The organism is Streptomyces sp. RB17 (assembly GCF_009604455.1).
Classification (GTDB): domain Bacteria; phylum Actinomycetota; class Actinomycetes; order Streptomycetales; family Streptomycetaceae; genus Streptomyces.
Map to the genome: position 1 here is coordinate 232171 of NZ_WEGL01000011.1, position 14321 is coordinate 246491.

Annotated in this window: 11 protein-coding genes and 1 pseudogene; 10 read left to right on the plus strand and 2 right to left on the minus strand. The window is 69.8% G+C overall.

Going from position 1 to position 14321, the window contains the following annotated elements; genetic code table 11:
• Positions 1-2: 2 nt before the first annotated feature.
• The gene (locus SRB17_RS38885; protein WP_323377265.1) at positions 3-710 is read right to left on the minus strand and encodes a glycoside hydrolase family 75 protein; all 708 of its coding nucleotides are present in this window, start codon (positions 708-710) and stop codon (positions 3-5) included.
• A gap of 210 nt (positions 711-920) precedes the next feature.
• Here SRB17_RS38885 and SRB17_RS38890 point away from each other — a divergent pair, with 210 nt between their 5' ends.
• On the plus strand, positions 921-1532 hold the full coding sequence (locus tag SRB17_RS38890) for a hypothetical protein (RefSeq protein ID WP_153545947.1): 612 nt from the start codon (positions 921-923) through the stop codon (positions 1530-1532).
• A 326-nt stretch (positions 1533-1858) separates the two neighbouring features.
• On the opposite strand, the gene SRB17_RS38895 is transcribed toward SRB17_RS38890, so the two are convergent.
• The gene (locus tag SRB17_RS38895; RefSeq protein WP_323377267.1) at positions 1859-2695 is read right to left on the minus strand and encodes an aldo/keto reductase; all 837 of its coding nucleotides are present in this window, start codon (positions 2693-2695) and stop codon (positions 1859-1861) included.
• Positions 2696-3011: 316 nt separating this feature from the next.
• Between SRB17_RS38895 and pqqA the strand changes: the two genes are divergently transcribed.
• The 9 genes and pseudogenes from pqqA to SRB17_RS38940 all read left to right on the plus strand — a co-directional run bounded on the left by pqqA (position 3012) and on the right by SRB17_RS38940 (position 14316).
• Positions 3012-3179: a pyrroloquinoline quinone precursor peptide PqqA gene (gene pqqA, locus SRB17_RS38900; RefSeq protein ID WP_153545951.1), complete on the plus strand. Its 168-nt coding sequence runs from the start codon at positions 3012-3014 to the stop codon at positions 3177-3179.
• The gene (gene pqqC / locus SRB17_RS38905; RefSeq protein WP_153545953.1) at positions 3176-3901 is read left to right on the plus strand and encodes a pyrroloquinoline-quinone synthase PqqC; all 726 of its coding nucleotides are present in this window, start codon (positions 3176-3178) and stop codon (positions 3899-3901) included. Before pqqA ends, pqqC begins: the two co-directional genes overlap by 4 nt.
• A complete protein-coding gene (pqqD, locus tag SRB17_RS38910) occupies positions 3898-4179 on the plus strand; it encodes a pyrroloquinoline quinone biosynthesis peptide chaperone PqqD (protein ID WP_153545955.1) in 282 nt (93 codons plus the stop codon). Before pqqC ends, pqqD begins: the two co-directional genes overlap by 4 nt.
• Entirely contained in the window at positions 4176-5258 is a 1083-nt protein-coding gene (gene pqqE / locus SRB17_RS38915) for a pyrroloquinoline quinone biosynthesis protein PqqE (protein ID WP_153545957.1), read from the plus strand. The genes pqqD and pqqE overlap by 4 nt, the downstream gene beginning before the upstream one ends.
• Positions 5255-6457, plus strand: coding sequence for a glycoside hydrolase family 88/105 protein (locus tag SRB17_RS38920; protein ID WP_153545959.1), 1203 nt, complete (start codon positions 5255-5257; stop codon positions 6455-6457). The genes pqqE and SRB17_RS38920 overlap by 4 nt, the downstream gene beginning before the upstream one ends.
• An 84-nt stretch (positions 6458-6541) precedes the next feature.
• Positions 6542-6748: pseudogene (locus tag SRB17_RS38925) on the plus strand (Tat pathway signal sequence domain protein); the annotation flags it as partial.
• A gap of 13 nt (positions 6749-6761) precedes the next feature.
• Entirely contained in the window at positions 6762-10007 is a 3246-nt protein-coding gene (locus SRB17_RS38930; RefSeq protein ID WP_323377269.1) for a glycosyl hydrolase family 28 protein, read from the plus strand.
• On the plus strand, positions 10004-12253 hold the full coding sequence (locus SRB17_RS38935) for an alpha-galactosidase (protein ID WP_153545961.1): 2250 nt from the start codon (positions 10004-10006) through the stop codon (positions 12251-12253). Before SRB17_RS38930 ends, SRB17_RS38935 begins: the two co-directional genes overlap by 4 nt.
• A 32-nt stretch (positions 12254-12285) precedes the next feature.
• The gene (locus SRB17_RS38940; protein WP_153545963.1) at positions 12286-14316 is read left to right on the plus strand and encodes a PQQ-dependent sugar dehydrogenase; all 2031 of its coding nucleotides are present in this window, start codon (positions 12286-12288) and stop codon (positions 14314-14316) included.
• The last annotated feature ends 5 nt before the right edge of the window (positions 14317-14321 follow it).

Here is a 14321-nt window from a genome sequence, read left to right on the forward strand (position 1 = left end):
GGTCAGTTGTTGGCCAGGAACTGCTTGGCCAGCTGGTCCCCGAGGGAGACCGCGGCGCTGTGGCTCTCGATGGGGGAGACCCTGGAGTTCTTGAACAGGATGTAGGTCACGCCCGAGTCGGCGCCGCCGGTCTTCGGGTCCGGATCGATGCCGAGCGCCTTGGCGGTGGCGTACGACGCCTCCCCGATGATCTTCGTGGGCCCGGTGTCGCCGACGACGGCGTACTCCACCTTGTTGTTGTAGATCACCGCGACCACGCCACCGCCCTTGATCCCGGCGCTGGAGTAGTTCCAGATGCTGCTGGAGCTCGGGACCACCACGTACGGGAGCGACTCCGCCTTCAGTGGTTTGCCGTCGGACTGGTGGAAGGCGGTGTCGTCCTGGTACCAGGGGTCGCGGTTCTCGTTGCAGTTGGTGGTGCGCTGGCCGTCGCAGTCGATGTCCATGTCGGCCTTCCAGAACACGGCGCCGTTCTTGCCGCACACGGGGACCGTGGCCGACGTCTCGTCGTCGGTCTTGTACTTGCCGTTCGATATCTGCGAACACGACTTCACCTTGGCGAGCAGATCGGCCGCGCTGACCGAGCCCTCCTGGGCGGAGGCCGGAGCGGTGTGCGTCGCCGTGCCGGCGGACGCGTGCGCGGGCAGCATTCCGGCGGCGAGCAGGGCGGTCCCGGAGGCCGCGGCAAGGGTCAGGGTTCGAAGGCGCACTGTGGGGGGCCCTTCTGTTAGGAAAGTTTCCTTACTGGTGCCGTACACGGTGGACCCGTCTGCATGTCCTCGTCAACCCTCGGATTGCGAGCTCCCGAAAGCTGTGCGTATTGCGGTGATTTGAGACCCTGGCAAGACTGTAGAAAACGACTTTTCCGGATATGTCTGCCGCGTCGGTCGGCAGGGTCACCGCTCCGGGAGGCGAGGCGCATGTTCGTACGCACGGTGTACGCGACCGGCGATCCGGCGCAGCTGGGCACGGCCGTGGGGGCCCTGAACACCCGGGGGCACGACCTGCTGGAGGAGCGGCCCGGCTATCGGGGCGCGGGCGTCTTCGTCGACCGTGACCTCGGCAAACTGCTCACGGTCAGCTGGTGGGAGTCCGTGGACGCCCGCCGCAACAGCGACGAGGTGATGAGTGCCCGGCGGCCGGAGCTGCTGCAGCCCTTCGCCGGGACCGTCGCGGTCGAGAACTACGAGGCCGCCGTCTTCCACCGCGCGCACCGGCCTGTCACCGGCGGCTGGCTGCGGGTCGCCCGGCTCGAGTTCGACCCGGCGGACACGGACCTCGCCGCCGACACCTTCCACGCCGGCGTGCTGCCCCGGCTGGAGGTCCTGCCCGGATTCGCCGGCGCGGCCCTCTTCCTGGACCGCGAACGCGGTCGCGGCATGTCGGGTGTCCTCTTCGCCGACCGCGCCCTGCTCGCCGCGGCCCGGGGCGCCCAGGCCGCGATCCGCCGCGAGGGTACGGCCAAGGCGCACGTGGCGGTGGTCGCGCTGGAGGAGTTCGAGGTCATCCACGCGGACGTACGGGGCGACTGAGCGCGGAGGCATGCGGAGGTGCGCGGAGGTGGGCGACAAGGGAGCGCCGGGGCGGGCGTGGCCCGGCCTGCGAGGTGCGAGGGGCCGCGTTCCGGGACAACGCCGCCGTAGGGCGCGGGCGGCCGGGGCGCATGACCTCGCATCGGGCGCACACCGCCGTACGACGCGAGGTGACGCAGGTCAAGCGCGTGGCGCGCCGGGCGTCCGCCCCCGAACTGCAGACGGCCGCCGTCCCGCCGGGTGGACGGGACGGCGGCCGTGCGGTGCGCGGCGGGTGTGAGTCCGTGCGGAGGTACCGGGTGGCAGCGCCTGAGAGGCGTCGGGTATCAGCCCATGTCGAAGGTGGCCGGGTTCGGGCCCAGGCGGCGGTCCTCGTTGAGGGCGCTGATCGCCGCGAGGTCCTCGTCGTCCAGGCTGAAGCCGAAGACCTCGATGTTCTCCTTGATCCGGGACGGCGTCACGGACTTCGGGATCGCGATGTTGCCGAGCTGGACGTGCCAGCGCAGCACGACCTGGGCCGGGGTGCGGCCGTGCTTCTGCGCGATGGCGACGATCGCCGGCACCTCCAGCAGGCCCTTGCCCTGGCCGAGCGGCGACCAGGCCTCGGTGGCGATGCCCTGCTCGGCGTGGAACTCGCGGGCGGCGTGCTGCTGCAGGTGCGGGTGCAGCTCGATCTGGTTGACCGCCGGGATGACGGAGGTCTCGGAGATCAGCCGCTCCAGGTGCTCGGGAAGGAAGTTGGACACGCCGATCGCGCGGACCCGCTTGTCCGCCAGCAGCTTCTCGAACGCCTTGTAGCTGTCGGTGAAGGTGCCACGGGCCGGCAGCGGCCAGTGGATCAGGTACAGGTCGAGGTAGTCGAGGCCCAGCTTCCGCAGTGACGCGTCGAAGGCGCGCAGCGTGGCGTCGTACCCCTGGTCGCTGTTCCAGAGCTTGGTGGTGACGAAGATGTCCTCGCGGGGCAGGCCGGAGGCGGCGATCGCCTTGCCGGTGCCCTCTTCGTTGCCGTAGATGGCCGCGGTGTCGATGCTGCGGTACCCGGCCTCCAGCGCCGTGGCGACGGCCCGCTCGGCATCGTCGTCCGGCACCTGCCACACGCCGTAGCCCAGCTGGGGCATCTCGACGCCGTTGTTGAGGATGATCGGGGGGACCTTGCTGCTCACGAGCCTCTTGATCCTTAGGTTGTCGACAGGTCGTACTCCCATCGTCAACGATCACGCGCCGGCCCGCATTCCTGGCGGCCCGATCCGCCCGCACTGACCGGTCAGTCAGTCCCCGGGGCGGAGATTGGCCGGAAACGCATCCGACGTTTTCGGTCCGGACCATTGACCGGAGCCCTTTGCCCCGCAACTCTGTATCGCGCCACCGGACGTATCGCTGAACCCGGTGCATACATGTGAACCGGCCCTGACCATGGCCGCGTGTTCCCCCCGGCTCCCTTCTGAGACTCCCCACCCTCAGGAAAGCGAGTACGCGCACATGAACGAGAGCCCTTCGTCGTCCGTTCCGACGCACCACTCCGATCCCAAGACATCCGATGAAAAGGCCTGGAAAAGCCCTGGCTTCCACATCGTGGAGACCGCGCTGGAGGTGACCGCCTACGCGCTCGCCGACCGCCGTCCGCCCGAGCCGCCCCCGGCCGCATGACCGCGGCCCCACGGGTCCTCGACGGCCCTGCCGCCTGGCCTGCCGACGAGTTCACCGAACGGCTCCGCGCGGTCACCGCGACGCGCTACCACGACCGGCACCCCTTCAACCGGCGGATGCACCGCGGCGAACTGAGCCCCGCCGAGCTGCGCCGCTGGATCGCCGCCCGCTTCCACTACCAGCGGCACATCCCCGTCAAGGACGCGCTGATCCTCGCCAAGCTCGACCGGCCCGAGGAACGCCGCGCCTGGCTGCGCCGCATCCACGACCAGGACGGTACCGACGCCGACTCGATGGGCGGCGGCGGTATCGAGCGCTGGCTGCGGCTCGGTGAGGCGGCCGGCCTCGCCCGCGAGGAGCTGTGGAACACCTCCCGGGTGCCGCCCGGGGTGCGGTTCGCGGTCGAGGGGTACGTCACCTTCTGCCGGCGGCGCCCGCTGCTGGACGCGGTCGCTGCCTCGCTCACCGAGATGTCGGCCCCGGATCTGATGCGCACCCGCATCGCCGCCTTCGAACGCCACTACCCGTGGATCGACCCGGCGGGCCTCGCCTACTTCCGCACCCGTGTCACCCAGGGCGCCCGGGACGCCGAGCAGGCGCTCGCCCTGGTCCTCGCCCGGGCCCGCACCCGCGAGCAGCAGCAACGGGCCGTCGCCGCACTGGAGTTCAAGTGCGAGGTGCTGTGGGCGCTGCTGGACGCGGTGGACCGGGGCTCCCCATGACCGGGGCACCGGCACCGCTCGACACATCCTGGCGCCCGACGCTCGCCCGAGGTGTCGTACTGCGCCGCGACCCGGTCCGGGATGCCGACCTGTTGCTGCTGCCCGAGCGGGTGGTGGTGCTCGACGGCAGTGCGGACGCGGTGCTCCGGCTGTGCGACGGGGTCCGGGACGCGGCCGCCGTCGTCGCCGAGCTCGCCGTACGTCATCCCGCCGCGCCGGTCGCCGTAGAGGTCCCGGAGTTTCTCAACCGGTTACGCAAGGAGGGCTGGCTGAGATGACCGATCCTCCCTGGGCCCTGCTGGCGGAACTCACCCACGCCTGCCCCCTGCGCTGCGGCTACTGCTCCAACCCGGTCGAACTGGTCGGCCGGTCAGCGGAGTTGTCCACGGAGCAGTGGTCGGAGGTCTTCCGGCAGGCGGGCGCCCTCGGTGTCGTCCACACCCATCTCTCCGGCGGCGAACCGCTGCTGCGGCGCGATCTGCCCGCCCTGGTGGCCTCGGCCGACGGCGCGGGCCTGTACACCCAGCTCGTCACCAGCGGGCTGGGTCTGGGTGAGCGGCGGCTGGCCGAGCTGACCGGGGCCGGGCTGCGCAGTGTGCAGCTCTCGGTGCAGCACGCCGATCGCGCCGCGGCCGAACGCATCGCGGGGGCACGGTCGTTCACGGCGAAGGAACGCGCCGCCCGGCTGATCCGCGAGGCAGGGCTGCCCCTGGGGCTGAACGCCGTGCTGCACCGCGGCAACCTGGACGACCTCGACGGCCTCGTCCGGCTCGCGCTCGACTGGGGTGCCGACCGGATCGAGCTGGCGAACACCCAGTACCACGGCTGGGCGGCCCGCAATCGCGCCGCGCTGCTGCCGACACCCGCGCAGGTCGAACGCGCCCGCGCCCGAGTGGCCCGCTGGCGTGAACGACTCGGGGGAGCAATGGAGCTGGTGTGGGTGGCCCCCGACCTGGTGGACGCCACCGCGAAACCCTGCATGGGCGGCTGGGGCGGCGTCTCGCTCACCGTCGCCCCGGACGGCACGGTGCTGCCGTGCCCGGCGGCCGGCACCCTGCCGGGCCTCGATCCACCGAATGTGACGAGACATCAACTGGCATGGATCTGGCGGGATTCGAGAGCTTTCAATGCCTTCCGGGGCGAGTCCTGGATGCCCGAACCGTGCCGCGGCTGCGCCCTGCGCACCGTCGACCACGGCGGCTGCCGTTGCCAGGCGTACGCCCTCACCGGCGACGCCGCCCGGACCGACCCCGCCTGCCGGCACGCCCCGGACCGCCATCTCGTCGACGCGGCGGTGCGCGGCATCGCCGACACCGCTCATCCACCCGTGTACGCCTACCGAGAAGGAGGACGATGAGACGCCGACGCCTGCGGGCCGCGCTCACCGCCGCCACGCTCGCCACCGCCACCCTGGCCGCGCTGCCCGCCGCCGTACCCCCGGCGAGCGCCGCCCCCGCACCCTCCGCCCCGGCCCTCGCGCCCCGCCCCGCCGCCGCCCGCGACTGGTCCACGGCCGTCGCCGACTCCACCATGGCGCGCTACACACCGGCCACCATCGGCGGCTGGTCGTACCCGGTGGGGCTGTACCTGTACGGCCAGTACCTCGTCTACCGGCGCACCCACGACCCGCGGCTGCTCGCCTACATCAAGGCCTACGTCGACCGGTTCGTGCACAGCGACGGCACGATCGACCAGTCCTTCAACAGCCTCGACAGCATGCAGGCGGGCCGGCTGCTGGTGATCCTGCACCACGAGACCGGCCAGGACCGCTACCGCAGGGCCGCGCGGAAGATCCGCGACCGCCTGAACAGCTATCCGCGCACCTCCGACGGCGGCTTCTGGCACGCCGACACCACCAGCCGGGCACACCAACTGTGGGCGGACGGCGCCTACATGGTGAACCCGTTCCTGGTCGAGTACGGCAAGGAGTTCGGCGACAGCGCGTACACGAACGACGAGGCCGCCCAGCAGTTGTCCGTCTACGGCAGCCACCTCCAGGTGGCGAACGGCCTGTTGCGGCACGCCTACGACGAGTCGAAGTCGGCGAGCTGGGCCGACCCGGCCACCGGGCTCGCCCCGGAACACTGGTGCCGTGCCGTCGGCTGGTACGCCATGGCGCTGGTGAACGTCCTCGACGCGATCCCCGCCGACCAGCCCCGCCGCCCCCGGCTGCTCGGCATCCTCCGGACGCTGGCCCCGGCGCTGGAGAAGTACCAGGACCCGGCGTCCGGGCGCTGGTTCCAGGTGCTGGACAAGGGCTCCCGGCCGGACAACTGGACCGAGACCTCCTGCTCCAGCATGTTCGCCTACGCCCTGTCCCGTGGCGTCCAACAGGGCTATCTGGACCCGCACTTCCAGGCGGTCGCCCGGCGCGGTTACGAGGGTGTGCTGGCCCGGCTGTCGGTCGGCGCGGACGGCCGTACGAACCTCGCCGACATCTCCGTGGGCACCAACGTCGGCGACTACGCGTACTACGTCGGCCGCACCCGGGCCACCGACGACTTCCACGGGCTCGGGGCGTTCCTGATCATGAACGAGCAGCTGCGAGGTGGTTAGTGTCATGAGCACGTCCAGCACCATCCACACCTCTGCCGGCCGCCGGCGTCAGGAGGTCACCGGCCTGCGCACCGGCCCCGACAAGGGGACGGCTCGGCCGGTTCCGTCCATTGGATGCTCAAGAGCGGTTCCATCACCGTGATCGACAGGTCCAGGACCGGTGTCGACACCTTCCTCGCCGACCGGGTGGGTCCCCAGTGGGGCATCCACCGCTCCCTCGGCGACACCTCCGGATCGCTGCAGGACACCTGCCTGCTGCTCACCAACCTCCGCGGCCACCGACTCGCCTGAAGGAGCGGTCCTCGTGAAACCCCGCATCGCCGACCCGAGACGGGCGGCGGCGATCGTGCTGTGCGCTCTCGCCGTCGTCCTCGGCCTCACCCACCCCGCCGCCCTCGCGGCCCCGCACCCCGCCACGCCCCGCCCGGCAACCGTTTACGACGTGCGCGACTACGGCGCCAGGGGCGACGGCTCCACCAACGACACCCCCGCCATCGACAAGGCCATCACCGCGGCCGGCGCGGCGGGCGGTGGCACCGTCCGGTTCCCGGCCGGCATCTACAAGTCCAAGAACACCATCCACATGAAGAGCCACGTGACGCTTCAGGTCGACAAGGGCGCCACCCTCCAGGGCTCCTCCGCCGGCGCCTACGACCCACCCGAGTCCAACCCGAACGACAAGTACCAGGACTACGGGCACAGCCACTTCCACAACGCGATGATCTACGGCGACAGGCTGACCGACATCGGCTTCACCGGAGGCGGGGTCATCGACGGCGGCGGCAACCTGATCACCGGCAACCCCAGGTCCGGCCAGGCCGACAAGATCCTGTCGCTGACCCGCTGCGACGGGCTCCGGCTCGGCGACGGGCTCACCCTGCGCCGCGGCGGTCACTTCGCGGCCCTGATCAACGGCTGTACGAACGTCGTCTCCGACCATCTGACCATCGACACCGCGAGCGACCGCGACGGCTGGAACGTCGTCTCCACCACGAACCTGACGATCACCAACGCGCACATCGCGGCCAACGACGACGCCCTTGTCTTCAAGAGCGACTACGCCCTCGGCGCCAAGCTCCCCAACGGTCATGTGCGCGTGAGCGATTCGGTGCTGTCGGCCCGCTGCTGCAACGCCCTGATGTTCGGCTCGGAGACCTGTGGCGACTTCTCCGACTACCAGTTCGAGAAGATCCGCATCGAGGGTGCCGACAAGTCCGGGCTCGGCATGGTCTCCATGGACGGCGCGAAGATCTCCGACGTCCACTACCGCGACATCACCATGACCAACGTGCACTCGCCGATCATGGAGAAGATCGGCACGCGTAAGCGGTGTGGAAACAGCCCCGGCGTCGGATCGATCAGTGACGTCACGTACGACGACATCACCGCCACCGGCAACAGCCCGTCCTTCAGCCCGACCCTGTGGGGCGAGGACGGCCACCGCATCAGCGACGTCAGCTTCGACCACGTCGACATCACGGTCCCGGGCGGCAACGGCACCATGTCCACCGGTGTGCCGAGCAACGACCCGAAGGGCTACAACCCGAAGAGCATCGGGACCCGGCCGGCGTACGGCTGGTATCTGCACGACGCGGACCATGTGACCTTCACCGACAGCTCCGTGAAGTTCGCGGCGGACGACGGCCGTCCCGCCCTCATCGCCGACGCGGCCGACGGCATCCGGTTGACCCGGTTCACCGCGCAGAAGGGCAGCAACTCGCCTCACGACCTGGGCTTCCAGTCCGTCACCGGCTACTGCGTCAGCGACAGCCACACCACCACCGGCGGTACCCTGCGCGTCTCGGCGAGCGGATCCAGCCAGAACTGCGCGCCACAGATGCGCCCCCGCGACGTCGAGAACCCCCGCCAGACCTTCCTCCGCGCCTCCGTCGGCGGTCTGTTCCTGCACTGGGGCCTGCGCACCGCCCCCGCCCACACCAACTGCACCGCGTGGGAGAAGGACGTCACCAGCGGCGGCTGGACACCGGACTACTGGGTGAACGAGGCCAGGAAGCTGCATGCGCAGTACATCGTGCTGGCCACCTTCCACAGCCGGCTCGGCTACGCCCGCCCCTGGCCGTCGAAGATCCCCGGTTCCTGCTCCACCAAGCGGGACTTCCTCGGCGAACTCGTCAAGGCCGCCAAGGCCAAGGGTATGAAGGTCATCCTCTACATGACCGACGACCCCCAGTGGCACGACGAGGGCGGCCACGAGTGGCTCGACTCGGCGGCCTACTCCGCCTACAAGCACAAGAGCGTCGACCTGACCACCCGCGACGGCTTCGGGCAGTTCTCCTACGACAACTTCTTCGAGGTCATGGACCGTTACCCGGACCTCGGCGGCTTCTGGATCGACAACGACAACGACTACTGGCTGAGCCACGACCTCTACCAGCAGATCTATCAGAAGCGTCCGGACTACACGCTCAGCAACAACAACGAAGACACGCCGATCATGGACATGATCAGCAATGAGCAGAAGACGGGGATGACGCCCGCCTACGACTACCCGCAGGCGATCTACACCGCCCAACCCCGGCTCACCGAGGCGGACTTCAAGCTGCCCTCGACCGGCGCCTGGTGGTACGACGGCTCGAACCCGACCGTCGACAAGATGCTCACGCTCGGACGGCTGATCACCAACGCCGGTTCCTCGGTGAAGGCGCTCATGGCGGAGACCGCCGAGGTCGACGGGAAGTTCCCGTCGAACCAGGCGGACTTCAACAACTTCGCGAACTCCTACCTCGACAGGATCTGGGAGTCCCTGCACGGCACCGAGGGCGGCGGCTACCTGTACGGCGGCCTCAAGCCCGGCTTCTGGAACGACGGCGCCCACGGCGTGACCACCATCGCCAAGGACGACCCGGGCCGGCAGTACATCCACGTCCTGACCACGCCGAGCACCGGCACCCTGCGGATCCGTGACAACGGTTACCGCATCGCCTCCGTCACCAACCTCCGTACCGGGGCACCGGTTTCCTGGACGCAGACCGGAGGGGTGCTGACCCTCACCGGCCTCGGCGGCTGGGACCCGTACGACACCGTTTTCAAGGTGATCACCGCGGGCCGCCAGGGCATCGCGACCGGCGTCGAGGTCACCGCGAGCACGTCCGCGAGCGGCCATCCCGGCGCCGCCGCCGGCGACAGCGATTACCTCACCTACTGGGACAACGACAAGACACTCCCGGTGAACCTCACCTTCGACCTCAAAGCGGCGAAGAAGGTGCAGTACATCGGGCTCAACCAGCGCGAGGACTCCGTCGCCTACGCCCGTTCCGCCACCGAACAGTCCGCGCGGATCAAGGACTACAAGGTCTACCTCAGCGACGACGGCGCGAACTGGGGCAGCCCGGTGAGGACCGGCCGGCTCCCCAGCGCCCGCGGGATCCAGGGCATCGACCTGACCGCCACGACGGCCCGCTACGTCCGCCTCGAGGTCGACTCCACCTGGGCCGCCGCCACCGACACCACCCGCTACCAGCGGCTGCGGATCGACGAGGCCTGGATCGGCACCTCCTACGCCACACCCGCCCCGAAGGGACGTCCATGACCCGGCTCAGAACCCTGACCACGGCGGCGGCCGGGCTGCTCGTCGCCGCCGCGGTGCCCCTCGCCGGCACCGCCCACCCCGCGGCCGCCTCCGACAACGGCCAGTCCCTGCGGCCCGCCATGGGCTGGAGCAGCTGGAGTTTCGTACGCCGGCAGCCGACCGAGGCGAAGATCGAGGCACAGGCCGACGCACTGGCGTCGAGCGGCCTGAAGGCCCACGGTTTCGTCCAGGTCAACCTCGACGACTTCTGGCAGAAATGCGACGCAAACGGTTTCACGGTCGACGCTCACGGCCGCTGGGCCGTGGACACCGCCGCGTTCCCCCACGGCATCAAGGCCCTCGCCGACCACATCCACGCCAAGGGCCTGAAGTTCGGCTTCTACGTCACCCCCGGCATCGCCAAGAACGCCGTCCTCAAGAACACCCCGATCGAGGGCACGCCGTACCACGCGAAGGACATCGCGGACACCTCGAAGACGGAGAAGAACTACAACTGCAAGAACATGTATGCCATCGACTACTCCCGGCCCGGCGCGCAGGAGTTCGTCGACTCGTGGGCCCGGCAGTTCGCCTCCTGGGGCGTGGACTACCTGAAGATCGACGGCGTCGGCAGCCAGGACATCCCCGACGTCCAGGCCTGGGACAAGGCCCTGCGCGCCTCCGGCCGGCCCATCACCTTCGCCCTGTCCAACAACCTCCCCCTCGACCACGCCTCCACCTGGCGCGCGCTCGCCAACAGCTGGCGCACCCAGGGCGACGTCGAGTGCTACTGCGGGCCCGGCCCCGATGGAAGCGGTTACCCGCTCACGAACTGGTCGCATGTCTCCACCCGTTTCGACTCGGCCGCCTCCTGGCAGCCGTACGCCGGGCCCGGCGGCTGGAACGACCTGGATTCCCTGGAGATCGGCAACGGCGACCAGGCCGGGCTCACCGCCGACCAGCGCCGCTCCCAGTTCACGCTGTGGTCGATGGCGGCGGCACCGCTGCTGCTGGGCACCGACCTGACCCACCTCGACCCGGTCGACAGGGCGATGCTCACCAACGACCGGCTGATCGGCGTCGACCAGGACGGGGTCGCGGCGAAACGGATCGTGAAGAGCGGTGTCCAGCAGGTCTGGAGCAAGCGCGAGAGCAACGGCGACTACGTGGTGGCCCTGTTCAACACCGGAACGTCCGGCAGCGCCACGGTCACCGTGAACTGGTCCCAGGTCGGCTTCACCGGCTCCGGTGACGTCACCGACCTGTGGTCCGGCGCCCACAAGGGCACGGTCGCCGGCTCCTACCGCGCCAGCCTCCGCCCCGGCGAGACCCGGCTCGTCCGGGTCAGGCCCACCGCCTCCGCGAAAGCCCTCGCGGCGTCCCCCGGCATGGCCGTCGCCCCGTACGAGTACCTGGGCTGGGGCGATCCGCCGGACCCGACCAAGGTGATGTCGGCGACCGGCGTGAAGTGGTTCACCCTCGCCTTCGTCCTGTCCGACGGCACCTGCAACCCCAAATGGGACGGCACCCGGCCGCTGACCGGCGGCAGCGACCGGTCGACGATCGACCGCATACGATCCGCGGGCGGCGATGTGATCGTCTCCGTCGGCGGCTGGAGCGGCGCCAAACTGGGGGAGAAGTGCGCCGACGCCGCCGCGCTGGCATCCGCGTACCAGAAGGTGATCACCGCATACCGTCTGCGGGCGATCGACATCGACATCGAGAACACCGAATGGTCGAACGCCACCGTCCGCCGGCGTGTCGTCGACGCCCTGAAGACCGTGAAGGCCGACAACCCCGGCCTGAAGACGGTCATCACCTTCGGCACCACCACCAGCGGCCCCGACGCGACCGGCGTCGACATGATCAGGCGCGCGGCCCGGTCCGGGCTGGCGAACGACGTCTGGTGCGTCATGCCGTTCGACTTCGGCGGCGGCACCACCACCATGGGCACCCTCACCACCCGGGCCATGGAGGGCCTCAAGGCCCGGGTCGAGGCGGCCTACGGCTACGACGACGCCACCGCCTACGCCCACATCGGTCTGTCCTCGATGAACGGCAGGACCGACGACTCCGGTGAGCGCGTCCGCGTGGCCGACTTCCGGACCATGCTCGCCTACGCCCGGCAGCACCACATCGCCCGCCTCACCTACTGGTCCGCCAACCGCGACCGCCCCTGCGGCTCCGGCACCGACGGCGACTCCTGCTCCGGCGTGTCGCAGCAGCCGTACGACTACCTCAAGGTTTTCACCCAGTACACGGGCTGAGGCGACACAAGGGGAATCAAGGGGAAACGACCATGCATCTCAAGAGAGTTCTGCCGTACGGCCTCGCCGCGGCCCTCGCACTGCCCCTCGCCGGCCTGAGCCAGGGCACCGCCCTCGCGGCCACCGACTACCAGGCCGAGGACGCCCTGATCTCGCAGGGCACCGTCGCCACCAACCACACCGGCTTCACGGGCACCGGATTCGTCGACTACACCAACGTCAAGGGATCCTCCGTGGAGTTCACGGTCAGCGCCGCATCCGCCGGGCCCGCGTCGGTCACCCTGCGGTACGCCAACGGCACCACCGCCGACCGGCCGATGGACCTCTCCGTCAACGGCACCGTCGTCGCACCGGCCGTCTCCTTCCCGGGCACGGCCGACTGGAACACCTGGGCCGCCAAGACCGTCGACGTCACCCTGAAAGCCGGGAGCAACAAGATCCGCGCGACGGCGACCACGGCGAACGGCGGCCCCAACCTTGACCGCGTGAGCCTCGGCACGCCGGCCGACACCCAGGCCCCCACCCGCCCCGGTCAGCCCTCCTGTTCGGACATCGGCGAGGACCACCTGACCCTGTCCTGGGGCGCGTCGACGGACGACGTGGGCGTCGCGGCGTACGACCTCTACGAGCACGGCAACAAGATCGGTGAGGCGCCCGGGAGTTCGACCTCGAAGACGCTGACCGGGCTCACCCCGAACACCACCTACGACCTCACGGTCATCGCCCGCGACGCGGCCGGCAACACCTCGCCCGCGAGCCCCGTCGTCGACTGCACCACCGAGCCGAGTTCCGACACCACACCGCCGACCGCACCCGGCACCTTGCACACCGGCACCATCACATCGAACTCGGTCGACCTCACCTGGGGCGCCTCGGCCGACGACCGCGCCGTCACCGCATACGACGTGCGCAGCGACACCACCGTGTACAAGACCGTCACCACCGGCACCTCCACCACGCTCACCGGGCTCGCCTGCGACAGCCCGTACAGCCTGAACGTCGTCGCCCGGGACGCCGCCGGCAATGTCTCCGCGCCGAGCAACACCGTCTCCTTCACCACCAGGGCCTGTGCCACCGACGGCGGTGTCCCGTCCTCCATCGCCACGCTCTCCACGGGCTGGACCATCCCCTGGGGCACCTACTGGATGCCCGACGGCCAGTCCGCACTGGTCACCGAGCGGGACGGCTTCCGGGTGTGGAAGCTGACCAAGAACGGCACGAAGACGCAGGTGGGCACGGTCCCCAATGCCGTCACCACCAACGGCGAGGGCGGTCTGCTCGGCGTCGCCGTCGACCCCAGATGGGAGACGAACCACTACGTCTACTTCATGCACACCGCCGCCGAGGGCAACCGGGTCGTCCGCATGACCTACGACGGCACGAAGCTCGGCGACTACAAGGTCCTGCTGCAGGGCATCAAGAAGAACCGGTACCACAACGGCGGTCGCCTCGCCTTCGGCCCCGACGGCTACCTCTACGTCTCCACCGGCGAGGCCCAGCAGCCCGACCTCGCCCAGGACAAGAACTCCCTCAACGGCAAGATCCTGCGCATGACCACCGACGGCAAGCCGGCCCCCGGCAACCCCTTCGGCAACTATGTCTACTCCTACGGCCACCGCAACCCGCAGGGCCTCGCCTTCGACCGCAACGGCCGGCTCTGGGAGGCCGAGTTCGGCAACAGCTCCAAGGACGAACTCAACCTCATCAAGCCCGGCGCGAACTACGGCTGGCCCACCTGCGAGGGCAGCTGCAACGTCGCCGGCATGACCAACCCCAAGGCCACCTGGAACGTCTCCGAGGCATCACCGAGCGGCATCGCCATCGTCCGCAACGTGGTCTACATGGCGTCCCTGCGCGGCGAACGCCTGTGGCGCATCCCCATCAGCGGCGACTCCGAGAGCGTCGGCACCCCGAGCGCGTACTACGTCGGCACCTACGGCCGGCTGCGTACGGTCACCAAGGTGCCGGGCGCCGACCAGCTGTGGCTGTCCACCACCAACTGCGACAACAACGGGGGCGCCGCCGACGGCTCGGACAAGATCTTCAAGGTGACGATCAGCTGACGCGC